General features: G+C 58.9%; 25 protein-coding genes. 18 read left to right on the top strand and 7 right to left on the bottom strand.

The window, feature by feature from the left end:
• Positions 1-198: 198 nt before the first annotated feature.
• Complete coding sequence (gene orn, locus EHN06_RS14435; RefSeq protein WP_127333239.1) at positions 199-741, top strand: oligoribonuclease; 543 nt, start codon at positions 199-201, stop codon at positions 739-741.
• Here the strand turns inward: orn and queG are convergent.
• Positions 736-1800, bottom strand: a complete 1065-nt coding sequence (gene queG / locus EHN06_RS14430; RefSeq protein WP_127333238.1) for a tRNA epoxyqueuosine(34) reductase QueG — start codon at positions 1798-1800, stop codon at positions 736-738. The two genes, orn and queG, sit on opposite strands and share 6 nt — an antisense overlap.
• Before the next feature lie 131 nt (positions 1801-1931).
• On the opposite strand from queG, the gene EHN06_RS14425 reads away from it, so the two are divergent.
• From EHN06_RS14425 to EHN06_RS14375, 11 genes are all read left to right on the top strand, one after another.
• On the top strand, positions 1932-3500 hold the full coding sequence (locus EHN06_RS14425) for an NAD(P)H-hydrate dehydratase (protein ID WP_127333237.1): 1569 nt from the start codon (positions 1932-1934) through the stop codon (positions 3498-3500).
• Positions 3500-4030: a tRNA (adenosine(37)-N6)-threonylcarbamoyltransferase complex ATPase subunit type 1 TsaE gene (gene tsaE, locus EHN06_RS14420; RefSeq protein WP_127333236.1), complete on the top strand. Its 531-nt coding sequence runs from the start codon at positions 3500-3502 to the stop codon at positions 4028-4030. The genes EHN06_RS14425 and tsaE overlap by 1 nt, the downstream gene beginning before the upstream one ends.
• 5 nt (positions 4031-4035) lie before the next feature.
• Positions 4036-5397, top strand: coding sequence for an N-acetylmuramoyl-L-alanine amidase (locus EHN06_RS14415; RefSeq protein WP_416332526.1), 1362 nt, complete (start codon positions 4036-4038; stop codon positions 5395-5397).
• Between the two features lie 20 nt (positions 5398-5417).
• Complete coding sequence (gene mutL, locus EHN06_RS14410; protein ID WP_127333235.1) at positions 5418-7346, top strand: DNA mismatch repair endonuclease MutL; 1929 nt, start codon at positions 5418-5420, stop codon at positions 7344-7346.
• Between the two features lie 7 nt (positions 7347-7353).
• Entirely contained in the window at positions 7354-8403 is a 1050-nt protein-coding gene (gene miaA, locus EHN06_RS14405; RefSeq protein WP_127333234.1) for a tRNA (adenosine(37)-N6)-dimethylallyltransferase MiaA, read from the top strand.
• 35 nt (positions 8404-8438) lie between these two features.
• A complete protein-coding gene (hfq, locus tag EHN06_RS14400; RefSeq protein WP_012136350.1) occupies positions 8439-8690 on the top strand; it encodes an RNA chaperone Hfq in 252 nt (83 codons plus the stop codon).
• Between the two features lie 117 nt (positions 8691-8807).
• Positions 8808-10106 carry a ribosome rescue GTPase HflX gene (gene hflX, locus EHN06_RS14395; protein ID WP_127333233.1) on the top strand — a complete coding sequence of 433 codons (1299 nt, stop codon included), beginning with the start codon at positions 8808-8810 and terminating at the stop codon, positions 10104-10106.
• 78 nt (positions 10107-10184) lie between these two features.
• On the top strand, positions 10185-11366 hold the full coding sequence (hflK, locus tag EHN06_RS14390) for an FtsH protease activity modulator HflK (protein ID WP_127333232.1): 1182 nt from the start codon (positions 10185-10187) through the stop codon (positions 11364-11366).
• A 2-nt stretch (positions 11367-11368) separates the two neighbouring features.
• Positions 11369-12244, top strand: coding sequence for a protease modulator HflC (hflC, locus tag EHN06_RS14385; protein WP_127333231.1), 876 nt, complete (start codon positions 11369-11371; stop codon positions 12242-12244).
• Between the two features lie 178 nt (positions 12245-12422).
• Positions 12423-13604, top strand: a complete 1182-nt coding sequence (locus tag EHN06_RS14380; RefSeq protein ID WP_127333230.1) for an ATP phosphoribosyltransferase regulatory subunit — start codon at positions 12423-12425, stop codon at positions 13602-13604.
• Positions 13605-13618: 14 nt separating this feature from the next.
• Positions 13619-14914 carry an adenylosuccinate synthase gene (locus tag EHN06_RS14375; RefSeq protein ID WP_127333229.1) on the top strand — a complete coding sequence of 432 codons (1296 nt, stop codon included), beginning with the start codon at positions 13619-13621 and terminating at the stop codon, positions 14912-14914.
• A gap of 59 nt (positions 14915-14973) precedes the next feature.
• Here the strand turns inward: EHN06_RS14375 and cmoB are convergent, their stop codons facing one another.
• Genes cmoB through EHN06_RS14350 form a run of 5 tightly spaced genes read right to left on the bottom strand, consistent with a single transcriptional unit; the run spans position 14974 to position 18548 of the window.
• The gene (gene cmoB, locus EHN06_RS14370; RefSeq protein ID WP_127333228.1) at positions 14974-15966 is read right to left on the bottom strand and encodes a tRNA 5-methoxyuridine(34)/uridine 5-oxyacetic acid(34) synthase CmoB; all 993 of its coding nucleotides are present in this window, start codon (positions 15964-15966) and stop codon (positions 14974-14976) included.
• Positions 15967-15975: 9 nt separating this feature from the next.
• Complete coding sequence (cmoA, locus tag EHN06_RS14365) at positions 15976-16734, bottom strand: carboxy-S-adenosyl-L-methionine synthase CmoA (protein WP_127333227.1); 759 nt, start codon at positions 16732-16734, stop codon at positions 15976-15978.
• Positions 16727-17080 (bottom strand): kinase, encoded by a 354-nt coding sequence (locus tag EHN06_RS14360; protein ID WP_127333226.1) that lies wholly within the window; start codon positions 17078-17080, stop codon positions 16727-16729. The genes cmoA and EHN06_RS14360 overlap by 8 nt, the downstream gene beginning before the upstream one ends.
• A gap of 35 nt (positions 17081-17115) precedes the next feature.
• Positions 17116-18117, bottom strand: coding sequence for a serine/threonine protein kinase (locus tag EHN06_RS14355; protein WP_127333225.1), 1002 nt, complete (start codon positions 18115-18117; stop codon positions 17116-17118).
• 8 nt (positions 18118-18125) lie between these two features.
• Positions 18126-18548, bottom strand: a complete 423-nt coding sequence (locus EHN06_RS14350) for a hypothetical protein (RefSeq protein WP_127333224.1) — start codon at positions 18546-18548, stop codon at positions 18126-18128.
• 169 nt (positions 18549-18717) lie between these two features.
• On the opposite strand from EHN06_RS14350, the gene EHN06_RS14345 reads away from it, so the two are divergent.
• Positions 18718-19827: an NAD(P)/FAD-dependent oxidoreductase gene (locus tag EHN06_RS14345; RefSeq protein ID WP_127333223.1), complete on the top strand. Its 1110-nt coding sequence runs from the start codon at positions 18718-18720 to the stop codon at positions 19825-19827.
• A gap of 21 nt (positions 19828-19848) precedes the next feature.
• Here the strand turns inward: EHN06_RS14345 and EHN06_RS14340 are convergent, their stop codons facing one another.
• The gene (locus EHN06_RS14340) at positions 19849-20409 is read right to left on the bottom strand and encodes a ComF family protein (protein WP_228257318.1); all 561 of its coding nucleotides are present in this window, start codon (positions 20407-20409) and stop codon (positions 19849-19851) included.
• 224 nt (positions 20410-20633) lie between these two features.
• Between EHN06_RS14340 and bioB the strand changes: the two genes are divergently transcribed.
• From bioB to bioD, 5 genes are all read left to right on the top strand, one after another.
• Positions 20634-21692 carry a biotin synthase BioB gene (gene bioB, locus EHN06_RS14335; protein ID WP_127333221.1) on the top strand — a complete coding sequence of 353 codons (1059 nt, stop codon included), beginning with the start codon at positions 20634-20636 and terminating at the stop codon, positions 21690-21692.
• A gap of 83 nt (positions 21693-21775) precedes the next feature.
• Positions 21776-22954, top strand: coding sequence for an 8-amino-7-oxononanoate synthase (bioF, locus tag EHN06_RS14330; protein ID WP_127333220.1), 1179 nt, complete (start codon positions 21776-21778; stop codon positions 22952-22954).
• The gene (locus EHN06_RS14325) at positions 22951-23706 is read left to right on the top strand and encodes an alpha/beta fold hydrolase (protein WP_127333219.1); all 756 of its coding nucleotides are present in this window, start codon (positions 22951-22953) and stop codon (positions 23704-23706) included. The genes bioF and EHN06_RS14325 overlap by 4 nt, the downstream gene beginning before the upstream one ends.
• Positions 23694-24527 (top strand): malonyl-ACP O-methyltransferase BioC, encoded by an 834-nt coding sequence (gene bioC / locus EHN06_RS14320; protein ID WP_127333218.1) that lies wholly within the window; start codon positions 23694-23696, stop codon positions 24525-24527. The genes EHN06_RS14325 and bioC overlap by 13 nt, the downstream gene beginning before the upstream one ends.
• A gap of 24 nt (positions 24528-24551) precedes the next feature.
• The gene (bioD, locus tag EHN06_RS14315; protein ID WP_127333217.1) at positions 24552-25244 is read left to right on the top strand and encodes a dethiobiotin synthase; all 693 of its coding nucleotides are present in this window, start codon (positions 24552-24554) and stop codon (positions 25242-25244) included.

Below are 25244 nucleotides of genomic sequence, written 5' to 3'. Positions count from 1 at the left end.
CTATCAGTCTGTCTGAAAGATAATTGGGGCTGATATATCACCATTATTTCGGGGTTGCGGTTGGTGAGCCCCTGTCCAGAACTGTCGGAGGCCATGGATGGCCGGAGATCAAGCGCACATGGATGTGCTTGTAGCGTGTTCTGGACAGGGGCTCGCCAACCGCAACTATCCCGCAAAATTGCAGGCTAGGAGAGCAAAATGGCAGAAGGCAATAACCTGGTATGGATCGACCTGGAAATGACCGGTCTGGATCCGGAAAAGGAAAAAATTATCGAGATGGCCACCATTGTCACCGATTCGGAGTTGAATCTGGTGGCAGAAGGCCCCGTCATTGCCATCCATCAACCGGACAGTCTGCTGAATGCCATGGACGAATGGTGTACCAAAACTCATGGTGAGAGTGGTCTGACACAGCGGGTGAAAGACAGCAAAGTGTCCGAACGGGAAGCCGAACAGGCAACCATCGAGTTTCTGAAACAGCATGTCGAGCCGGGCAAGTCACCGCTGTGTGGCAACAGCATCGGCCAGGACCGGCGTTTTCTGGTGAAATACATGCCGGAGCTGGAAGGCTTCTTCCACTACCGGAACCTGGATGTCAGCACCATCAAGGAGCTGGCGCGGCGCTGGCGGCCGGATGTGCTGGCGGGCGTGAAGAAGAAGGGCAGCCATCTGGCGCTGGATGATATTCGTGATTCCATCAACGAACTGCGCCACTATCGGGAAACCTTCTTCAAATTATAAGCCGTGCTGCTTCAGCGCCCATTGGACATGCTCCCGGACCATCGCTGAGGGGTGGTCCGCGCGTTTCTTCAAGGCTTCGATCACCGGGATGGTGGAGGGGGCGTTGCCCAGCCCCACGGCCAGGTTTCTTAGCCAGCCCTCGTAACCGGTGCGGCGTATCGCCGAACCCTCTGTGCGTTTGAGGAACTGTTCCTCCGTCCACAGGAACAGTTCCGCCAGTTCGCTGTTGTTCAGGCCATGGCGGGGCTGGAAATCGGGTTCCTGTGTGGGTTTGCTGAACTTGTTCCAGGGGCAGACCAACTGACAGTCGTCGCAGCCAAAGACGCGGTTGCCCATCAGCGGGCGCAATTCCTCCGGAATGCTGCCTTTGAGTTCGATGGTCAGGTAGCTGATGCAGCGGCGGGCATCCAGCAGGTGCGGGCCCTTGAAGGCATCGGTCGGGCAGAGCTCCAGGCAGGCGCTGCAGCTGCCGCAGTGATCCGTTTCAAATGGCTGGTCTACGGGCAGCGGGGCACTGGTGAAAATTTCACCCAGGAAGAAAAACGAACCGGCCTTGGGGTGAATCACCATGTTGTTCTTGCCGATCCAGCCCAGGCCTGCGCGTTGGGCCAGGGCTCTCTCCAGCACCGGTGCGCTGTCCACGAAGGCACGGTAATCGTGGCCGCTGACCGCTTCGTCAATTCGCCTGGCCAGGGTTGCCAGCCGCTTGCGCATCAGTTTGTGGTAATCACGACCCAGGGCATAGCGGGTGACGTAGGCTTTTTCCCGGTTAGTAAGCGCTTCTTTCGGGCTGTCCGGTGATGCCAGATAGTCCATGCGAACGGAAATGACCCTCATGGTTCCGGGCACCAGGGATGTCGGTGTGTAGCGCTTGTCGCCATGATCGCCCATGTACGACATCTCACCGTGATAGCCATGTGCCAGCCAGCGCTTGAGGCGCTCGCCATGGATGCCGGTATCCGGAAGGGTGATGCCCGCGTCACTGAAGCCCAGTTCCCGTGCCCAGGAGCGGATGAATTCCGGCAAATTTTCAATGGCGTTAGTCGGTTTCGCGGTCATTTCCATGCAAGCTGGGTGAGCGTACGGAATTTTAATCTGATTAAGTTATGACCTTTTTCTCTGTTTTGCTATTCTTTACAGGTATCTGGCCAATTTTCTTAAACTGATTTCTTTAGCTGGAGCGCGGGTGCATGCCCCTGTCTGATCTACACAGTCTACCAGAAGACCTGTATTCCGCAGATGCTGTGCGGGAGATCGATCGCTATGTGATTGATGAAAAAGGGGTTGACGGGTTCGACCTGATGCAGGCGGCAGCGGCGTCGGTGTTTCGCCGGCTGGTAAGACGATGGCCTGAGCCAGGTCGGATTCTGGTGTTGTGTGGTGCCGGGAACAATGGCGGAGATGGCTACCTTTTGGCGGCCGCCGCCAGGCGCCATGGTCTGAATGTGAGTTGTATTGCCGTTGCTCCGGTCGGGAAACTGTCTGGTGATGCCCGTCTGGCTTGGCAGAAAGCAAAGCAGGATGGTGTTGATATTGTTGCCTGTGACGGTATCGGGGCGGATGGACTGGATGCTTTGTTTGTGTCGGCGAACCTGATTGTCGACGCCATGCTGGGGACCGGTGTTTCCGGAGCACCACGAGAGCCGTTTGCGGAGATGATCCGCCGCTGTGCGTCGGCCCGGAAGCCGGTGGTCGCAGTGGATCTGCCATCGGGACTGAACGCGACAACCGGCGCGGCAGCGGGGGATGTGATTCGGGCGGATTTGACGGTTACCTTTATCGGCTTGAAGGCAGGGCTGTTTACCGGGCATGGTCCGGAAGCCTGTGGTGAGATCTGTTTCGAGTCTCTGACCACGGCACAGTGGCAGGAGGGCAGTGGGCAGATTCCGTTGGCGCGCCGGATAGACTGGGCTTCCGAGTCCGCCATGGTACCGCGTCGCCCGGTGACAGCCCATAAGGGGCATTTTGGCCACATACTGGTGGTGGCTGGTGACCGGGGCTTTGGTGGCGCGGGTATTCTGGCCGCCGAAGCAGCTTCCCGTGCTGGCGCTGGGCTGGTGACCCTGGCGACGCGTCCCGAGTATGTGGCGCCGGCCCTGGCGCGCTGCCCGTCGGTCATGGTCCAGGGGCTGATTCATGGTTCCGAATTGCCGGCGTTGCTGGATGCCGCCGATGTTGTTGTTTGCGGCCCCGGTATTGGCCGGGGTCCCTGGGGCCAGCAAATGCTCCAGCAGGTGGTTGCCAGTGGCAAGCCCAGGGTGCTGGATGCCGATGCGCTGAACCTGATGGCTTCCCGGGTAGCGGTAAAGGATGATGACCATATCCTGACGCCCCATCCGGGTGAGGCCGCACGATTGCTGGACTGTGAGGTGGCTGAAATCGAAGTGGACCGGGTCAAGGCGGCTGACAGATTGCGTCAGGTGTTTGGTGGAACGGTGTTACTCAAGGGCGCCGGTACTGTCATCGCTTCAGGAAACGAAGTACCCCGGATCGTTGATGGCAGTAATCCCGGGATGGCAACCGGAGGCATGGGCGATGTGCTTTCAGGTATCATTGGCGCCTTGTATGGGCAGCTGGGTAATCCATTGCATGCGACCACGACCGGGGCTTGCCTGCATTTGGCAGCTGCCAACCTGGCTTCCCGGAATAAGGGCTTTATGGGATTGTTGCCGGGTGATGTGATCGATGCCGTGCCAGGAGTGTTGGCAGAGATTGAAAGGAAGAGATGTAGCTTGCAAACGCCGGAGTCGGGAACGTAATGCAGTCTGATCAAAAGGAATTCCGCGTTTTTCTGGCTGACGAAGCGGCCACGGAAGCGCTGGGGGGGCAGTTGGCAAAGGTGGTCATCGATGCCGGGCGTGGGGCGACCCTGTTCCTGCAAGGTAACCTGGGCATGGGAAAAACCACGCTGAGCCGGGGCGTCATGAGAGGTCTGGGCCATGAAGGGGCGGTCAAGAGCCCGACGTACACCCTGGTGGAGCCCTACGAGCATCTTCAGCCAGCGGCGTACCACTTTGATCTCTACCGGCTGGGCGACCCGGAAGAATTGGAATACATGGGCATCCGGGATTATTTCGAAGGTGGCAACTTCTGTCTGATCGAATGGCCTGAAAGGGGGCTGGGTGTTTTGCCCCAGCCAGATCTTGTGGTCACGCTTGAGCGGGAAGGCAGGGGGCGTGCAGCGAGGCTGGTGCCCGGAACAAAGAACGGTGAGTCGCTGTTGGCGATGCTAAAGGACGCTGGCAACAACCGACCCGGGGCAGATCCGGGTCAGGATAAGCGCGGGTGAGCAGTATGACAATCATCAGAACATTAGGTGCCTCCCTGGCAACGGGGATTCTTGCGATGCTTCTGGCCTGGCCGATGGTCGCTCTTGCGGGCAAGGATGTGGAAGGTGTGCGTATATGGCCCGCCCCGGACCACACGAGGCTGGTTCTGGATATTGCCGGCAAGGTCGAACACAACGTGTTTTCGCTGTCTGGCCCGTCCAGGCTGGTGATTGATATGAAGGATGTCTCTCTGAAAGCCGATTTTTCCACGCTGGATCTGTCCGGTAGCCCTATCCAGAGGATTCGGAGTGCGCCCCGCAACGGTAACGACCTGCGGGTTGTGCTGGACCTCAAAAGCGAAATCAAGCCACGCAGTTTTCAGCTGGAGCCTAACCAGCAGTATGGTCATCGTCTGGTGGTGGACCTGATTGATGAGGGCGGGCTGAAGGTGCAGAAGGCAGTGAAGCCGACCGTCACTGAAAACACCAATGGTAAGCGGGATATCGTTGTCGTGATTGATGCGGGCCATGGTGGTGAAGACCCTGGGGCAATCGGTCCAAGGGGGACCCGCGAAAAGGATGTCGTATTGTCCATGGCGAAAACCCTGCAGCAGCTTATTGACAGGAAGCCGGGCTTCACCGCCAGGCTGACCCGCACAGGCGATTACTATATCGACCTGCGCAGTCGGACTCTGCTGGCCAGGAAGCATAATGCGGACCTGTTTGTGTCGGTCCATGCTGACGCGTTCAGAACACCGCAGCCCAGAGGGGCGTCGGTGTTCGCGTTGTCTGAGCGTGGTGCGACCAGTGAATCCGCCCGCTGGCTTGCCCAGAGTGAAAATCGCTCTGACCTCATCGGTGGTGCGGGTGGTGTGTCACTGAATGGCCGGGATGAAATGTTGGCGGGCGTTCTTCTGGACCTGTCCATGACCGCCAGTATCAACTCCAGCCTGGGCATCGGCAGCTCAATCCTTGGCAAACTCGGAAATGTCACCAAGCTGCATAAGCGTGGGGTAGAGCAAGCGGCGTTTGTGGTACTGAAGTCGCCCGATATCCCGTCATTGCTGGTGGAGGCGGGCTTTATTTCCAATCCTCAGGAAGAGAGAAACCTGTCAAGCTCGTCTTATCAGCGCAAATTGGCGAACGCTGTTTTTGATGGTATTTACGACTATTTCTCGGAAACGCCTCCGCCGGGAACGTTGCTGGCCGCACAGAAGGCGAACAGGCAGGACGGTAACACGGTGAGCCAGTACCGGATTCGTCGTGGCGATACCCTGTCGGATCTGGCCCGGGAGAACCAGACCACTGTCAGCGAGTTGATGCGTTTTAACGGCCTGAACGATGACCGTGTTATGGTAGGGCAAACCATTCGTATTCCCGCATCCTGAACAAGAGGTTTTTCCGAAACATGCCCGCCATCCGATTGCTGTCTCCACGGCTTGCGAACCAGATTGCCGCAGGTGAAGTGGTGGAGCGCCCCGCTTCTGTTGTCAAGGAACTGGTGGAAAATGCCCTGGATGCCGGCGCCAGCCGGGTTGATATTGATGTGGAGCAGGGCGGAGTGAAGTTGATCCGGGTGCGGGACGATGGCTCCGGCATCGGTGAAGCGGATTTGCCGCTGGCGCTCAGTCGCCACGCCACCAGCAAAATAGAAAGCCTGGATGATCTGGAAGCAGTGGCGTCTCTCGGTTTTCGCGGCGAGGCCCTGGCCAGCATCAGCTCGGTATCGCGGCTTGCCCTGACCTCCCGCACGGAAGAGCAGGAAGCGGCGTCCCGGGTCGAAGTAGAGGGTCGTGATATGGACGCCCGCATTTCTCCTGCTGCCCACCCCGTTGGTACCACCGTGGAAGTGCGGGATCTGTTCTTCAACACGCCGGCGCGCCGCAAATTCCTGCGGACCGAGAAAACCGAGTTCAACCACGTTGAAGAGTGTGTCCGCAGGCAGGCGCTGAGCCGATTCGATGCCGGGTTTACCCTGCGCCACAACCAGCGTGTTATCCAGAGCCTGCGCCCGGCGGAAAATCCCCTGGACCGGGAGCGCCGTATCGGTTCGCTGTGTGGCCAGCAGTTCATCGACAATGCCGTGGTGATCGATGCCGAGGCTACCGGTCTCCGCCTCTGGGGCTGGGTTGCCTTGCCTACTTTCTCGCGCAGTCAGGCGGACCTGCAGTACTTCTTCGTCAATGGCCGGGTCATCCGTGATCGCCTGGTGGCCCACGCCGTGCGGCAGGCCTACCGGGATGTGCTGTATAACAATCGCCATCCGGCGTTTGTCCTGTACCTGGAAGTGGACCCGGCCACGGTAGACGTGAATGTTCACCCGACCAAGCACGAAGTGCGCTTTCGTGACGGAAGACTGGTACACGATTTCATTTTCCGAACCCTGCACAAGGCACTTGCGGATGTCCGTCCGGACGATCACCTGCGTGGTGCCGTTGCCCAATCCGCGGTGCGGGAAGACGTCGGAGGCACCGGCGTTGTTGGTGGCGGTGCATCACCGTTTCCCGGTGGCAACGCGACATCGTCGGCCGAGCAGGGCATGTCCCGCAGCTGGGGTGAAACCGCATCCGTATTTCCAGCCCATGGCGGTAGCGGGCATCAGGGGCAACCTCAGCATGAGTGGCAGGCCCGGGATCAGATGGGGTTCTATCAGTCCCTGAATGAGGGGGGTGGTCTGGCCGGGCGGGAGCAAAGCACGCCGATGCCGGACCTTGCCGTAGGGCAGCCCACGCCTCCGGCAGACAGCGAAGCAGAACCGCCACTGGGCTATGCCATCGCCCAATTGCATGGCATCTATATCCTGGCCCAGAGCCGGCAGGGCATGATCGTGGTGGATATGCATGCGGCCCATGAACGTATCACATACGAGCGCATGAAGCGGGCGCTGGAAGCGCAGGATCTGAAAAGTCAGCCATTGCTCGTGCCGCTGTCACTGGCGGTCAGCCAAAAAGAGGCGGCCCTCGCCGAAACCCACGGCAACGAACTCCAGCAACTGGGGCTTCAGGTGGAACGCATTGGTCCGGAAACCCTGGCCATCCGGCAGGTGCCGGCGCTTTTGCGGGGCGCGGATACCGAGCAACTGGTGCGCGATATCCTGGCCGATCTGATTGAAAACGGCCAGAGTGACCGGGTTGAGGCGGTAACTCATGAGTTGCTGGGCACCATGGCCTGTCATGGCTCGGTGCGGGCAAACCGGCAGCTGACCATCCCGGAAATGAACACTTTGTTAAGGGATATGGAAGCGACCGAGCGCAGTGGTCAGTGCAATCATGGCCGCCCCACCTGGACGGTGGTGACTCTCTCCGAGCTCGACAAGCTGTTCCTGAGAGGGCGTTAAGAGCGCCATGGCCGATGACCTGAACCAGACTCCCCAGTTGCCACCGGCTATTTTCCTGATGGGGCCGACCGCCTCCGGCAAGACCGATCTGGCTATGTCGTTGTGTGAACAGTTGCCTTGCGACATTATCAGCGTTGACTCGGCAATGATCTATCGAGGCATGGATATCGGTACCGCTAAGCCGTCGGCAAGGGAGCTCGCCAGGGCGCCCCATCGTCTGATTGATATCTGTGACCCGGCGGAGCGCTATTCAGCCGCCGATTTTCGGCGCGATGCGTTGCGTGAAATGGCCGCTATTACCCAGGCTGGCAGGATTCCGCTGCTGGTTGGCGGCACCATGATGTATTTCAAAGCGTTGTTTCATGGTCTGTCGAACCTGCCATCCGCCGACCCGGAGCTCCGTCGGGAACTGGAAAGGGAAGCCCGGGAAAAGGGCTGGGCGGCCCTGCATGAGGAGCTGGCGGCCCGCGACCCGGTCGCTGCAGGACTGATACACCCGAACAATCGCCAGCGACTGATAAGGGCCCTGGAGGTCATACGTCTGACAGGGCGGCCGATCTCGGAACTCTGGCAACATTCGGCCGGAGACGGTACCGATGCGCATGGCAAATCCTCTAATGTCGAGGATTACACCTATTTTACTCAATGGCAGGCAGACGAATCCTCGTCGCTTCCGTATACTGTGGTGCAACTTGCTGTTGCTCCGACCGACAGAAAGGTTCTTCACGAGAGGATACGCCTTCGATTCATGAAGATGCTGGAGGCCGGTTTTCTCGAGGAAGTCCGGGCCTTAATGGCCCGCGAGGACCTGGATGCGGATGCGCCTTCCATGCGTTGTGTCGGTTACCGCCAGGCCTGGCATTATCTGGCAGGTGATGACGACTATGACACCATGATCAGCAAGGGTGTAGCTGCGACCCGCCAGTTGGCGAAGCGGCAGTTAACCTGGTTGCGCAAGTGGTCCAATGTGGACTGGCTCGACAGTGAAGATACATATATCACTGAAGCGGCCTTGAAAATTATCAGACTTCGCACCACATTTAATTCTGAAAAATGACGATCTGCACTTACTTATAAACAGGAGAAAAACACATGTCAAAAGGGCATTCTTTACAAGACCCTTACCTCAATGCCTTGCGCAAGGAGCGCATTCCGGTTTCCATCTTCCTGGTCAACGGCATCAAACTTCAGGGCCAGATTGAATCTTTTGACCAATTCGTGATTTTGCTGAAAAACACTGTCAGCCAGATGGTCTACAAGCATGCCATTTCTACCGTTGTACCGGCCCGGAATGTACGTATTCCGCCGCAGGCACCCGGCGGAGAAGGCGAGGCTGAAGACTGAATTGTCGGGTTTCCGGTATTGCCACCCGCGTTTCCGAAGAACCCCTGGCGGTTCCGAGGACCGCGGGTGTTTCTTTTTAAGCGACTAACGGTTTGACTGTTTCGGAGTTGTGACCACTTGTTTGAGCGTCCCGACGTTGGTGAAAGGGCAATTGTCGTCCATATTGATTTTTCCTCTTACGAAGAGACCGAAGACCCGGATGAGTTTCGGGAGCTGGTGACATCTGCTGGTGTGGAGCCGGTGGGGCTGGTTACTGGTTCCAGAAAGCAGCCGAGCCCCCGCCTGTTTGTCGGTGAGGGCAAGCTGGAGGAGATCCGCGATGCGGTCGCTGCCCACGAAGCCGATGTGGTGCTTTTTAATCATGCCCTGAGTCCTTCCCAGGAGCGCAATATTGAGCGTGAGCTCAAGTGCCGGGTCCTGGATCGCACCGGGGTCATTCTGGATATTTTTGCCCAGCGTGCACGAACCCATGAAGGTAAGCTTCAGGTGGAACTCGCCCAGCTTGAGCACATGTCGACAAGGCTGGTGCGTGGCTGGACTCACCTTGAGCGCCAGAAAGGGGGTATCGGTCTGCGTGGGCCGGGTGAAACCCAGCTGGAAACGGACCGCCGGTTGCTTCGTGAGCGCATCAAATCGATTCACAAACGGCTGGAGAAGGTTCGCCGCCAGCGTAATCAGGGGCGTCGGGCCCGTAAGCGTGCGGACATTCCCACCGTTTCTCTGGTCGGTTACACCAACGCTGGAAAATCTACCCTGTTCAACCATGTCACCACTTCGTCCGTCTATGCGGCGGACCAGTTATTTGCCACGCTGGATCCAACGTTGCGGCGACTGGAACTTCCGGACATTGGTCCGGTCGTAATGGCGGATACCGTCGGGTTTATCCGACACCTGCCCCACAAGCTGGTGGAAGCCTTCCGCGCGACACTTGAGGAAACCACAGAAGCGACGCTGTTGCTCCACATCATCGACTGTCATGATAGCCGTCGTGATGAGAACATGGAGCAGGTGGAGGAGGTGCTGGCTGAAATCGGCGCTGATGAAGTCCCGGTGCTTCAGGTCTTTAATAAAATTGATTTGCTTGATAATTTTAGTCCGCGCATTGAACGTAATGAGGACGGCTTGCCGGTCAGGGTATGGTTGTCCGCGGTCACCGGTGAGGGGATCCAGGGGTTGTTTGACGCCATTGTCGAGCGTCTGGCCGAGGATGTTATTCATCAGTTTGTATTGTTGGGCCCCCGGGACGGCAAGCTTCGGGCGCTTCTGCATCAGGCCGGTTCGGTGTTGAGCGAAGAGCACCGGGACAGCGGTGATACAGTGCTGGAGGTCCGCCTGCAGCACCGGGACTGGCTCCAGTTATTGAGCCGTGCCGGCATACAGGAAAACGAAATCAGATTAGATGCAAGGGAGGCGTAGGCCGGTAACGCTATTGCCGGGGCGCTCATAAATCCCTAGTATTTGCAGCCATTCTATCAGTCAGGAACGGAGAGCATTATGGCCTGGAACGAACCGGGTGGTAACCGCAACGACAATGACCCATGGGGAACCGGTGGTGGTCGTGGCGGCAATGATCAAGGTCCGCCAGACCTCGATGAGGCGCTGAAAAAAGGTCTCGACAAGCTGAACAGGATGCTGGGTGGAAAAGGCGGTCGCTCCGGCGGCTCCGGTGGTTCTTCATCCGGCGGTGGTGGCTTTGGTGCCATTCTGGCGCTGGTGGCCATCATTGGTCTGGGGTATGTCGTATTCCAGTCCTTCTACACAGTGGACGAACAGGAACGGGCAGTCGTTCTGCGCTTTGGTGAGTTCAGCCGCACAGAGGAGCCCGGTCTCCGCTTCAAGGTGCCACTGATTGACGATGTCACCAAGGTTCGCGTGACCAATGTTCGTACGGCTGAGTCCAGCGGTCAGATGCTGACCCAGGACGAGAACCTGGTAACCGTGGACCTTCAGGTCCAGTACCGTGTTGGCGATGCCAAGGCGTATGTGCTGAATATCAGGGACTCCAACCAGGCTCTGGCATTTGCCACGGACAGCGCACTGCGCCATGAAGTGGGTAGCTCCACTCTGGACGGAGTGCTGACCGAGGGTCGTGCCGAGCTGGCGGTTCGCGTTGAGCAGCGCCTGCAGAGTTTCCTGCGGGACTACGGCGCCGGTCTGGAAATCGTGCGTGTGAACGTTGAAAGTACCCAGCCGCCTGATGCGGTGCAGGATGCTTTCCGCGAAGTCCAGCGTGCCCGTGAAGACGAGCAGCGCGTCAAGGAAGAGGCGGAAACCTACCGTAACAAGATCGTGCCGGAGGCCCGTGGTCAGGCTCAGCGCATGATTGAGGAAGCCAACGCCTACAAGGAAGAGGTGATCGAGCGCGCCAACGGTGAAACCGCACGCTTCCTGGCAATGCTGGAGGTGTACCAGCTGTCTCCGGAAGTGACCCGCGATCGTATGTATCTGCAGGCGCTGGAAGGTGTATTGTCCAGTACCAGCAAGGTGCTGGTGGACACCCAGAGCAGTGGCAACATGATGTACCTGCCGCTGGACCGCCTGACCCAGGGGCGTATTTCCAGCAGTGGCAGTGGCGCGGACAGTTCCGCAACTCAACCTGATATCTCAACTCTCACAGATCAGGTGATTCAGGAACTGCGTGGACGGCAGGATACCGGCATTCGGAGGAGCAGATAATTATGGGACCCAAAGGTGTAGTGGGCCTTGCAGGCGCCCTCATTGTAGTCCTGCTGGTGTTGTCGAGCGTTTACATCATTCCTGAGACCCACCGTGGCGTGAAGCTTCGCTTTGGTGAGCTGATTGAAACGGACATGCAGGCAGGCCTGCACTTCAAGGTGCCGGTGATTGACCAGATCCGCGAGTTCGATATTCGGGTACTGACCATGGATCTTCCCTCCCGTCAGTACTTGACGATCGAGAAGAAGCCGCTGGATGTGGATTCCTACATTGCCTGGAAAATCCGCGACGTGGACCAGTTCTACCGCGCCACCGGTGGCGACGAATACCGCGCCCAGTCCCTGCTGTTGTCCCGCGTCGACAACGGTCTGCGGGATGAGTTCGGTGTCCGGACCATGGTCGAGGTTGTCTCCGGTCAGCGTGATGAGCTGATGCATACGCTGCGGGATCGGGTCAACGAAACGTCTTTGACAGAGTTTGGTATCGAAGTTCTGGATATTCGGGTCAAGGCGATCGAGTTTCCCGGTGAAGTGAGCCAGAACGTCTATCGCCGCATGGCCACCGAGCGTGAAAAGCTGGCCCAGGAATTCCGGTCACGTGGTCGTGAGCTGGCCGAGGGTATTCGTGCCGATGCCGATCGCCAGCGTACGGTGATTCTGGCGGAAGCGTTCGCCCAGGCCGAGGAAACTCGTGGTGAAGGCGATGGTGAGGCTGCGCGGATCTATGCCAATGCGTATGGGGCCAACCAGGAGTTCTACAGCTTCTATCGTAGCCTGCAGGCGTACCAGAACACCTTCTCAAGCAAGGATGACATCATGGTGATTGATTCCAACAGTGACTTTATGCGGTTCCTCAAGGATCCCCAGGGCGGCCGCTGAGAGACATTGCTCTGAGCTAAAACCGGAATACCTCGGTATTCCGGTTTTTTTGTGCCTGCCAACAGTGTAAAATTCTGCCGGTTTTGGTTCGGGTTTTTCCTGCTCCCGAACTCGCCCTAAATCCTGTGCAATCCCGCCAACCTCGGTTGCGGCGGGGCAGAACGGACAACGGAATCTCATGACAGTATCTGATCGCTGGTTACTGCCGGATGGCGTGGAAGACATTCTGCCGCCTCTCGCAGGACAGATTGAATCCCTGCGCCGGGATGTAATGGACACTTGCCAGCGCTGGGGGTACCAACTGGTAATCCCGCCGCTGATTGAATACCTGGAATCCCTGTTTACCGGAACCGGCCACGATCTTGAACTGCAAACGTTCAAACTGACCGATCAGCTGACTGGCAGGATGATGGGCGTACGCGCGGACATGACCCCTCAGGCGGCCAGGATTGACGCCCATACCCTGGGGCAGGAAGGCATTACCCGTTTGTGTTATGCGGGCCATGTCCTTCACACCCGTCCACGGCACATGCTCACGGGCCGCACCCCGATCCAGGCTGGCTGCGAACTGTTTGGCAGCGCGTCCGAAGCTGCCGATATGGAAGTGATCAGCCTGATGCTGGAAACCCTGCGGGTGGCGGGAATGCCCCGGGTGCACCTGGACCTGGCCCATGTGGCGATTTATGAAACCCTGATGGGAGAGGCCAACTTCGATCGGGATACCGAAGCGGCCATTTTTGACGCCATGGCCCGTAAGTCCGTCCCCGAGCTGGATGAATTGCTTGGTTCCTGTGAACCCGGTTCTGCTGGCGGTCGTCTGCGGGAGCTGGCCCGGGTGAGTGGTGGTTCAGAAGCTCTGCAGGAAGCCCGAGAGATTCTGGAAGGTGCGCCGGAGGCCTTGCTGGAAGCCCTCGATAAGCTGGGGCGCGTGGCGGATATGCTGGCCAGGGATTTCCCGGAGATCAGTTTCGGATTCGATTTCTGTGAACTGCGCGGCTACAACTACCACACCGGTCTGGTGTTTGCGGCCTACGCGCCCGGGCACGGTGATGCGGTTGCCAAGGGTGGCCGCTACGATGCCATTGGCAGTGACTTTGGCCGTGCCAGACCTGCAACCGGCTTCAGCCTGGATATCCGTGCCCTGGTGTCACTTGGCGAGCGTGTCGTGCGCCGTCCAGGAGCCGTGTGGGCGCCTGCCGATACAGATCCCGCCCTGGAAGGGGTGATTGCCGGTCTGAGGCTGACGGAAACCGTGGTGCGGGCACTGCCTGATGAATCGGACGCTGACCCGGCGGCAAAGGGGTGTGACAGAATTTTGGTAAAGCGTGACGGCCAGTGGGTCGTGGATCAACTGAGCTGAATTGAGAGAATATCATGGGTAAAAATGTAGTTGTGCTGGGCACCCAGTGGGGTGATGAAGGCAAGGGCAAGATTGTTGATCTGCTGACCGATAAGGTCGCGGCCGTGGTTCGCTTTCAGGGCGGTCACAATGCGGGTCACACCCTGGTTATTGAGGGCAAGAAGACCGCTTTGCACCTTATTCCCTCCGGCATCCTTCGTCAGGATGTTCAGTGCCTGATTGGTAACGGCGTTGTCCTGTCACCGGAAGCCTTATTAAAGGAAGTGCGTGAGCTGGAAGTCAACGGTGTGGCGGTGCGCGACCGTCTGCGTATCAGTCTGGCGTGCCCGATTATTCTCAGGACCCACGTCCGTATCGACCAGGCCCGTGAGCGCGCCAAGGGTAATGAAAAGATCGGGACTACCGGTCGCGGTATTGGTCCGGCATACGAAGATAAAGTTTCCCGCCGTGGTGTTCGTCTGGGGGATCTCTGTAACCCGATCGCTTTTGAAGAGAAGCTGCGGGAGATCATGTCCTACCATAACTTCGTGCTGACCGAGTATTTCAAGGAAGAGCCGGAAGATATTGATGCCGCGCTGGCTGAACTCAGGCAGATGGGTGAGGAAATCCTGCCCATGGCCGCAGACGTCACCGACATCCTGCACGACTACCGCAAGCGTGGCGAGAACATCCTGTTTGAGGGTGCCCAGGGCTCACTGCTGGATATTGATCTGGGTACCTACCCCTACGTGACCTCGTCCAATACCACGGCCGGTGGCACCGCGACCGGTTCCGGGTTTGGTCCCCTGTTCCTGGATTATGTTCTGGGCATCACCAAGGCTTACACCACTCGTGTGGGTTCTGGTCCTTTCCCGACTGAGTTGTTCGATGACATGGGGCAGCACCTGGCGGTGAAGGGCAATGAAATCGGCACTACCACCGGACGTTCCCGTCGTTGCGGCTGGTTCGATGCCGTGGCCCTGCGCCACGCCATTCAGATCAACAGCGTTTCCGGTATCTGCCTGACCAAGCTCGACGTGCTGGATGGCATGGACACCGTGAAGGTGTGTGTCGGCTACAAAACGCCGAAGGGCGAAATTTTCCGTCCGCCCATCGGTTGTGACACCTACGAGGACATCGAGCCGGTATACGCTGAACTGCCCGGCTGGAAAGAGAGCACCGTTGGCCTGACCAGTCTCGATCAGCTGCCGGAAAACGCGAAAGCGTATATTCGCTTTCTGGAAGAGCAGATCGAGGCCCCGATCGATATTATCTCAACCGGGCCGGATCGGGTGGAGACGGTGACGCTCCGCCATCCGTTCGGCGAATAGAGCCTGGACCCAAGAAACCCCGCTTTCGAGCGGGGTTTCTTGTAAGCGGAACCCGGAAATCAGGGCTTGTTGGCAATGATGGTTGCCCGCTTGGGGCCCGGGTAGCCCTCGATGGTTTTGCCGGGATCATCGGGGTCGAGGAAATCCGCCAGGGAATTGAACCGCATCCAGTCGGTCTGACGCTGTTCCTCGGTGGTGGTCTCGGTGACGTCCACTACTCGCGCGTCCCTGAATCCGGTGCGATCGAGCCAGCGCAGGAGGGTATCGCAGGTGGGCAGGAACCAGACATTGCGCATCTGGCCGTAGCGATCCTCCGGCATCAGGCTGTAGCCTTCCGGTCCATCCACGACCAGTGTTTCCAGCACCAGCTCTCCCCCCCGGCGCAGGGTGTCCTTCAGTTCCAGCAGGTGGTCCAGCGGCGACCGACGATGATAGAGAACGCCCATGGAGAAGGTGGTGTCGAACGATTCCAGCTTGCCTGGCAGGTCTTCCATGCGCACGGGAAGAAGATCAACCGGCACCGTCCCCAGGTACTTCTTTACGCTGAGGAACTGGAACAGGAACAACAGGCCGGGGTCGATACCGATTACCCGTCCGGCGCCTTCCCCGAGCATGCGCCAGCAGTGATAACCGGAGCCGCAGCCCACGTCGAGAATACGCCGCCCGCTTAAATCCGACAGATAGGGCGCCACCCGGTCCCATTTCCAGTCCGAACGCCATTCGGTATCGATGTAGGTGCCAAAGAAATCAAAGGGCCCCTTGCGCCAGGGCATGAGCCCTCTTAGGCCGGATTCCAGCTGTTCAAGCTGTGATTCGTTGAGTGGCGTTTCCGCGCTCAGGGTAACGGCGGATGTGTCCAGTCTGGCCCGGGCGTGGGGAACCTCGGGAAGCAAGGCCAGTGCTGCCATCCAACGGGCGATGTCGCCGTGAGGGTTGTCCTCGAACCGGCGCCGGAGTTGTTGGGTCAGCAGATCGGACCAGCGTTCCTGGCCCTCGTTATTCAGTTCATTGAGGAGGGCCTGATAGCAGCCCTGCCAGTCAAAGGTTGCCATTGAAACTCCTCAGGCAGCGGATTTGATGGCCAGCATGGAGACAAAGTTGAAGCACTGGTACCAGACCATGACCTGGTCAAAGCCGGCCTGCTCCAGTCGTATGCGGTGATCGGCGAGACTTTCCGGGATCAGTACCTGCTCTATGGCAGAGCGTTTCTGACTGATTTCCAGGTCGGAGTAGCCATTGGCCCGTTTGAATTCGTGGTGCAGGCGGGTCTGGGTTTCCTGCTCTTCGGGAGACTCGAAGCGGATTTTCTCCGACAGGATCAGTACCCCTCCCGGCCGGGTGGCCGTTGCAATGCGTTCCAGTAGTGCCGCCCGCTGGTCTGGTGGCACGAACTGCAGTGTGAAGTTGAGCGTGGTGACCGAGGCATTGCTGAGCTCGGTGTCAAGAATGTCCTCGCAACGCAGGTGCACGGGCAGGGGGCTGTCATCCAGGGCGACATAGTGTTCACAACGTTCAATCATGGCTTCCGAGTTATCGACGCCAATGAGGGTACAGTCGCCAAAGGGTATGCCGTGTCTCATCGCCAGGGTGGAGGCGCCGAGCGAGCAGCCCAGGTCGTAGCAGTTGGAGCCGGCCTGGACGTACTGCTCGGTGATCACTTCGATCATTGGGATGATGGTGGTGTAGCCGGGAACCGAGCGGCGAATCATGTCCGGGAAGACCCGGGCTACCGAGGCGTCGAAGCGAAAATCCTCGGGATTCCGTTCAGTGGCGAACAGGCGATCGGTTTCCTGCAGCGGGGCTCGGGGTTTGTCACTCATCGCCGGCGGTATCCTCTGAAGGCTCCTGGGTGGAGGCACGATGACATCTCACACCCCGGTTCTTGTAGTCCACAACAATACCGCGAAAGTCCGGGTCCACGTCTGCCGCAATTGCCAGGTAACCCTGTTCGCAAACGGCGTGCAGTTCGGAGGATTTCGGGGACATACGGAAGTCGTCCCCGGGGGTGACGTGAATCGCCTGAAATTCGCCGACCGGCACGTTGTCCTTGTTGTTGGAGTGATCTATACGGCCACTGACTTCAAGAACCACCACTGTGGCGATGGCCGTGCCGATGGCGGTAGCGATCAGACTGCGGACCGTGAACCTGGCCTCTTTCTCGCTCATCAGAAAATCTCCGGGTTAATGTGTCTGTCCGGTCGTTAGTACTGACCAGGAATGTTGATGGGCGGTGCCTGCAAGGCGGCAAGTTGTTCCCTCATGGCCAGTACCTGATCCGACCAGTATCTTGGCTGGGTAAACCAGGGGAAGAATCGTGGAAATGCGGGGTCATCCCATCGCTTCGCGAGCCAGGCGCAATGGGCAATCTGCCGATAGCAGCGCAGGGGCTCTATCAGGTGGCGCTCGCGACGGTCAAAGTCGCGAAACATCTCATAGCCTTCGAGCAATTCGCCGAATTGCTGGCCCCTTTCGGTGTCGTCGCCATTGAGCAGCAGCCACAGATCCTGGATGGCCGGCCCGGTACGGCAGTCGTCCAGGTCGACAAACAACATCTGTTCGTCGCGACATAATATGTTGCCGGCGTGGCAGTCGCCGTGGAGTCTCAGACTTGCCACGTCACCGGCATCATCAATTCTGCGGGCACAGGCATCATACAGATCGGGAATCAGGCTGTCCCAGGCCGGGCGGAGGTCCGCCGGGATCCAGTCGCCGTCTATCAACAGCTGATTCTTGCTGGTGAGGCCGTCGAGGATGTTGAACGCGGGGCGGTGCTGGAAGGGCTTGCTGGCACCCACGTTGTGGAGTTGCCCCAGCCATTGGCCGAGCCGGTAGAGGGTATCGGTGACGCTGGTGTCCGGCGCCTGGCCGCCACGCTGGGGAAAGACCGCAAAGTGAAATTCCTGCCATCGGCCCAGGGTGTCGCCCGAAGGCATCGCCATCGGCGCGACCACCGGGATATCCGCTGCCGCCAGCTCGGCTGTGAAGGTGTGTTCCTCGCGGATCTGGGCCTCAGTCCAGCGGCCCGGTCGATAAAACTTGGCAATGATCGGTGCGCTGTCTTCAACGCCGATCTGGTAAACGCGGTTTTCGTAACTGTTGAGGGCGAACAGACGGCCGTTGATGACGAAACCTGCGCTTTCCATGGCGTCCAGAATGGTATCGGGAGTCAGGGCGTCGTAAGGATGGCTTGAGGTTTCTGTCATAGGATCGGTTAGCGCCTTGAGTCTTGTCTGGCCTGCATGTGGCTGAGGTGGTACCAGTTTTCATCCAGTTCCCACCGGATGCGATTGATGCCGCCGGCGTTCAGTATGATGTCGCCGGCCCTGGCCTGGACCTGGGCGAGTTCGCGCTCTGCCCGCTGCCAGTCCCGGTGGTTGTCACCCAGATTCTGCATGCTCGGAAAAATAGTCGTTAACGCCTGACGGGTGGAGATGTTGTGGGAGCGCAGGGAACTCATGATGGCGGTGTTGCCTTCCACCCTCAACACCCGGTGTTGGTAAGGGTAGTCCGCCACTACGGCGTCTGCTTTCAGGCTGTGGTTGAGGCTGATCACTTCAAACCCTCTCCAGCCCAACCAGCCCACAAACAGGGCTGCAACCACCATGACCGTTAAAAACTGCTTCCTGTCTGACATCTCACACCTGCTTCCTGCATTAACGTGACGTCCCAGTATAACGTGTCCCGCATGGTATCGTAATGTGAATACGGATGTGTCTGCCGGCTTTTTCGCGGCCCCCGCGTTTTGCGAAACTGTCCGCTGGCACAAGGTAACAAGACAGACAGGAACAATAAGGCAGGTTGGAATGGCGAAGCTGGAGAAGCTCCAGGCGGATACGGTGGTGATTGGCGCCGGTGTTATCGGGCTGGCCGTCGCTGGGGCTCTTGCCCGGCAAGGCAGGGAGGTGTTGGTGCTGGAGGCCGGGGATCATTTCGGAGAAGGGATTTCCTCCAGGAACAGTGAAGTTATCCACGCGGGCATCTATTACCCAGAGGGTTCCCTCAAGGCCCGCCTGTGTGTGCGGGGGCGTGAACAACTCTACGAGTACTGCCGGAAACGTCACATTGGTCATCGCAAAACAGGAAAATGGATCGTGGCAGCCCGCCGCTCCCAGATTCCGAAGCTTGAAAGCATCCAGGCGCAGGCCCGGCTAAATGGTGTGGCGCTGGCCATGGAGGGTGTGGATGCGGTGAAGAAATATCTGCCAGGAGTATCCGCCTGCGCGGCCCTGTATTCGCCGGAAACGGGTATTGTCGACAGTCATGGGCTGATGGTATCCCTGTTGGCCGACCTGGAACGCGCAGGCGGGCAGTTGGTGAGGCGTGCACCAGTGGACGCCGCCTGTTCCGATGACACGGGGCATCGCCTGACCGTCGGCGGATCCATGCCTTGTGAGTTGTTGGCCCGTTGCGTCATCAATGCGGCGGGGCTTGGGGCAGTGCCGTTGGCGGAAAACTGGGCGGGGCTGCCGGCTACCGGTCGACCGGAGCAATGGTTCGCTCGCGGCATTTACTTCAGTTACAACGGTCGGCATCCTTTTAGCACCCTGATCTACCCGGTGCCGGAACCTGGCGGCCTTGGGGTGCACTTGACGCTCGATCTTGCCGGACAGGCCCGTTTCGGGCCGGATGTGGAGTGGATTTCCACTGCGGACTACACCGTCAACCCGGCGCGGGTTGATGCGTTCGTCGAGGGTATCAGGCAATGGTGGCCGGAATTGGACGCAAGCCGCCTGCAGCCGGCCTATGCGGGTATTCGCCCGAAACTGACGGGCCCTGACGGAGGTTTTTCCGATTTCCGGATCGACGGACCGGAGGATCATGGGGTGCCGGGGCTGGTAAACCTGTTCGGCATCGAATCGCCTGGTTTGACGTCCTGCCTGGCGATTGCCGATTATGTCGCTGCCAGAGTCTGACCTGATTGTCGGATTACGGCGTTAGCCGAGCGTCCTGGCCAATGCCCAAACCTGCACGTCTTCGGCACCAGCGTCCATCAGTGCTGCCGTCAGCATCCGGGCAGTAGCGCCGGTGGTGACCACGTCATCCACCAGCGCTATCCGTGCCGGTATCGCACCGTTGACCTCAAACATGCCGCGCAGGTTATGCAGCCGCGCTTCCCGGCCTAGTTCTCGCTGTGGCCTGGTGTGTCGAAGGCGTCTGATGCGGGTTGTAGACCAGGGTATTTTCAGTGTCAGGGACAACTGTTCGGCAATATCCTCTGCCTGGTTAAACCCCCTCTGGCGCCTGCGCTTGCTGTGCATGGGCGCAGGCACAATCAGGTTCGGCCTCAGCTCAGGCCTGGTTTCCAGGTGTCGGGACAGGTGCTCAGCCAAGCCGGTCACCAGTGGCCGCACATATTTTCTCTGGCCGTTGTATTTGTACCGTCCGATCATGCCGTCTACCGGATATTGGTATCGCCAGGGCGCAACGGTATGGCTGAATGGCGGCGGTGTGGAAAGGCATTCACCACAGATAAGCGTGTCGGAGGGAAAGGCCATCGGAAGGGCGCAGCACCGGCAATGCCACCGGTTAACCGGTAAGTCCTCGCGACACCCCTGACATAAGCCATTGATTGCCTTGTGGTCCAGGCAGGCGACACAGCTTCCTGCTGTTTTCTCACTGTTAACCTTTAGTTCTATCAAGGTTGACAGGAATCTCAGTCCCTTTATCATTCGTCTCATCCGTAAACCAGTAACCCGTTAAAGGTTAACAGGGCCCTATTATGACCGCTACTACTCCCCGTCACGACTGGACGCTTCAGGAAGCACGCGAACTGTTCCAGCTGCCGTTCAATGACCTGCTGTTCCGCGCCCAGAGTGTTCACCGGGAATTCTTTGATCCCAACGAAGTCCAGGTCAGCACGCTGTTGTCGATCAAGACCGGTGCCTGCCCTGAGGATTGTAAGTATTGTCCCCAGAGTGGTCATTACAACACCGGCCTTGAAAAAGAAAAGCTTTTGGAAATTGAGAAAGTGGTCGCAGAAGCTCAGGCCGCCCGTGAGAAGGGCGCCTCCCGTTTCTGCATGGGCGCTGCGTGGCGCAGTCCGACCAAGAAGGACATGCCGTACGTTCTGGATATGGTGCGTCAGGTGAAATCCCTGGGGCTGGAAACCTGTATGACCCTGGGGATGCTTCAGGAAGACCAGGCAAAAGAGCTTGCTGATGCTGGGCTGGATTACTACAACCACAACCTCGACACCTCCGAAAAGTACTACAGCCATATCATTACCACCCGTACTTACCAGGATCGTCTCGATACCCTCGACAATGTCCGCAAAGCCGGTATGAAAGTCTGTTGTGGCGGCATCATGGGCATGGGTGAAGATGAGGACGACCGTGTCGGCCTGCTGGTCCAGCTGGCGAATCTGCCCCACCATCCGGAGAGTGTGCCGGTCAACATGCTGGTGAAGGTGAAGGGTACGCCGATGGAGAACGTGGAAGACCTGGACCCGTTTGACTTCGTGCGCATTATTGCCGTGGCCCGCATCATGATGCCGGAATCCCATGTTCGCCTGTCCGCCGGGCGGGAGAACATGAACGAGCAGATGCAGGCGTTGTGTTTCATGGCTGGCGCCAACTCCATTTTCTACGGCGAGAAGCTGCTGACGACCGCTAATCCGGAAGCCGATGCCGACATGGCGCTGTTCCGCCGTCTCGGTATCCGCCCTGAGCAGCGGGAACAGTGTGCAACCGAGGAACAGGAAGAGGAGTCGATTGCCGAGGCGGTCGAGTACGAGGCAACCCGCCACATGTTCTACGACGCCACCAGGGAATCCGCATAACCGGAAGTCCTGTAGGTCGGTTTAGGTGTTCACCGAACACCGTAAACCGACAAGCGCCGTCACCAAAGCTCAGGAAATGACCAGTGCGAGACTTCGCGGCAGAACTTGAACAGCGTAAACAGTCCGGCCTGTACCGAACCCGCCGACTGATTTCCGGCCCCCAGCAGCCGTCTCTGACCTCCGATGGTCAGAGGCTGCTGTCGTTCTGCAGTAACGATTATCTTGGCTTGGCCAATCATCCCGCCAACATCGAAGCGCTCGTTAAGGCCTTGCCGGAGACTGGTCTGGGTGGCGCGGCGTCTCACCTGATTTGTGGTCATCATGATGCCCACCACCGCCTGGAAGAGCGTCTGGCCGCCTTCACCCAGCGCAGTGCCGCGCTGTTCTTCTCCACCGGGTACATGGCTAACATGGGGGTGATCTCTGCCCTGGCAGGACGGGGAGATACGATCTTCTCGGATCGGCTCAATCACGCTTCCATCATTGATGGCTGTATTCTCAGCCGGGCAAAAGTCCGTCGTTACCCCCACAGTGATATGGCCGCATTGGAGCGGATGCTGGCAGAAACCCCGGGCCACAAGCTGGTGGTGACCGATGGCGTGTTCAGCATGGACGGCGATATAGCGCCGCTCAGGGAGTTGGCTGCGTTGTGCAGGGCCAACGATGCCTTGCTGGTGGTGGACGACGCCCACGGTGTGGGTGTGCTGGGCCCCCAGGGGCGTGGCAGCGTGGCGGAGCTGGGATTGTCCGAGGAGGACGTGCCGGTGCTGATCGGTACCCTGGGCAAGGCCGTGGGCACCAGTGGCGCCTTTGTGGCAGGTTCGCAGGTATTGATGGATTACCTTGTGCAGAAGGCCAGGACGTACATATACACCACCGCGATGCCGCCGGCGATTGCCGAAGCAACGGTTGCCAGTCTCAACCTGATCGAGCGGGATGATGAGCGACGGGGGCACCTGAGCGAATTGATCGAGCGTTTCCGGCGCGGAGCCAGCGAACTCGGGTATCAGCTGATGCCCTCCCGGACGCCGATTCAGCCCATTATGGTGGGTGATAACTGGTCTGCACTGGCATTGAGTAAAGCCTTGGAAGAGCAGGGGCTGCTGGTAACCGCCATTCGCCCGCCGACGGTGCCTGAAGGTGAGGCACGGCTGAGGGTCACCCTGAGTGCCGCCCATACCCTGGCAGACGTGGACCGCTTGCTGAAGGGCCTGGCTGATTGCCGGGCACTGTCGGGCATTGCGGTGGAACAGTCCGCATGACTACCGGGAGCGCTGGCAGGTTGGTTGTGGTCGGCGGCTGGGGCGTGCGGAGTGACATGCTTTCCGACCTCTATGACAGCTGGCCAGGAGAGGTGATGCCCGTCAGTCTGGATGACAAACTGTTGACCGGGTGCGACTCGGTCGGGGCGGTTGCTGACGAGTTACTGGGCCGCTTCCCAAAGCCTGCAGTGTGGATGGGGTGGTCCCTGGGTTCGCAGGTTGCCATGGCCGCCGCCGCTCGCCACACCGGTGCTGTGACTTCTGTCATTACCCTCGGAGGCTTCCCCCGATTCACTGAAACAACGGGCTGGCCCTCGGGTATGCCGCAAGGCGAGTTTGAGGCGTTTGCCCGGGGGATTACCAGAGATCCTGACCGCTATTGGATGCATTTTCTGTTACTGATGATCAATGGTGATGCCCATGAATGTGAGGTCCGCAAGAAGCTGAAGTTTTGGCTGGAGCAGGGGGCTCCGGTATCCAGCGAGAATCTCGTCAAGGGACTGGACTGGCTCAGGACCGGGGATCAAAGATCGCTGTGGGGCAGTTCCGGAGTGCCGGCGTTGCATCTCATGGGGGAGAAGGACGTTGTTGTCAGGCCCTGGCGTGAGTGGGCCGGGCTGTCCGTGCAGAGCTGCACCGGGGTGGTACCGGGAATGGCTCACTGGCCCACGGGAGAAGCCGCCAATGAATGCCAGCAGGTGATAGCCGAGTTCCTGGCAGGCGCGCGCGAGGTGGGGCAATGGATGTCCTGATGCGATCGCCCGGTGAGGCCCAGCGCAACGACCAACCGCGCCAGCAGGATATCGCACGGGATTTTGGCGTGGCTTCTGAAACCTACGAATCCGCGTCGCGGCTCCAGCGACATATGGGGGGCGTGATGCTGGACCAGCTTGATTGCTGGCAGGCCAGCAGCAGCGAACCCGACATTCTCGACCTCGGCTGCGGTACCGGTTGGTTCACTCGTAAATTACGACAGGCTTATCCTGGAGCTCACGTCACCGGCATTGATCTGTCGCCGGGGATGATTGCTCACGCCAGATCCAACAGCCCGGCTGATATTGATTGGCTGGTGGCGGATGCGGTGCACATTCCGCTTCCCGACAATAGCGTCGATATCGTCTTCAGTAATCTGATGATTCAGTGGTGCGACCATCCGCTGTCGGTGCTGGCCGAATGCCGGCGCCTGTTGCGCCCGGGCGGCATACTGGTGTGCTCAACGTTGCTGGACGGTACCCTGAAAGAACTGGAACAGGCCTGGGCGCAGGCTGATCCGGGGCGTCGGCACGTCAATCGGTTCGAAGCTGCGCCCACCATCAAGCGAATTGTGGATGAAGTATTGCCGGGCGGGGAAGTGGCAACAGCAACCGTGACCCTGGACTATCCGTCGCCCCTGACACTTACCCGGGAGCTGAAATCTCTGGGAGCGGGATACAAAGGGCAGGATCGTCGTCGCACAGCGACAGCCCCGGGACGTCTGAGATCCATGTGTGCGAACTATCCGCGAACCCCCGAAGATACGATTCTGGCATCTTATCAGGCGTGCTGGATTACATACTTGTCTCCCCTTTTCTAACCCTAATTTCTGAACAGGTTTATCATGGCCGGAAAAAGCTTTTTCGTCACAGGTACAGACACCGAAGTGGGTAAGACCATCGTATCGTCCGCCATACTGGAAGCGGCCAGGACGATGGGCAAGCGGACCATCGGCATGAAGCCGGTAGCGTCCGGATGCGATCGGACATCGGAAGGACTTCGGAACGAAGATGCGCTGATGCTGCAGGCTGCGATGACGGAATCACTGGCCTATGACCGGATCAATCCTGTGACCCTGGAACCGGCCATCGCACCCCATGTGGCTGCAGAGCAAGCCGGTCGTCAGTTGACTGCGCAGCGGCTGGTGGGATTTTGCCGGGGCCTGCAGATGCAGCCGGCGGACCTTTTGTTGATTGAAGGTGCGGGTGGCTGGCGGGTGCCCCTGAACGACAGGGAAACCTATTCGGCAGTTCCGAAGGAGCTGGATGTGGGGGTTATCCTGGTGGTGCCGCTGAGGCTGGGGTGTATTAACCATGCCCTGCTAAGCGCTGAAGCCATTCGCAACGATGGGTTGACCCTGGCGGGCTGGGTGGCAAACCGCCCGGAAGAGGAACCCATGAGTTGTGAGCAGGAAACCCTGAACTACCTCCTGATGCACCTCGGCGCGCCTTGCCTCGGGGTTCTGCCCTGGCTTCGGGAACCGAATCCCCGGGAGTTGGCGGCGTTTCTTGATATTGATGTGCTGTTTGAAAACTGA

The organism is Marinobacter sp. NP-4(2019) (assembly GCF_003994855.1).
Classification (GTDB): domain Bacteria; phylum Pseudomonadota; class Gammaproteobacteria; order Pseudomonadales; family Oleiphilaceae; genus Marinobacter.
The sequence above is the reverse complement of the archived record's forward strand: the minus strand, read 5'-3'. Positions and strand labels throughout refer to the sequence as shown.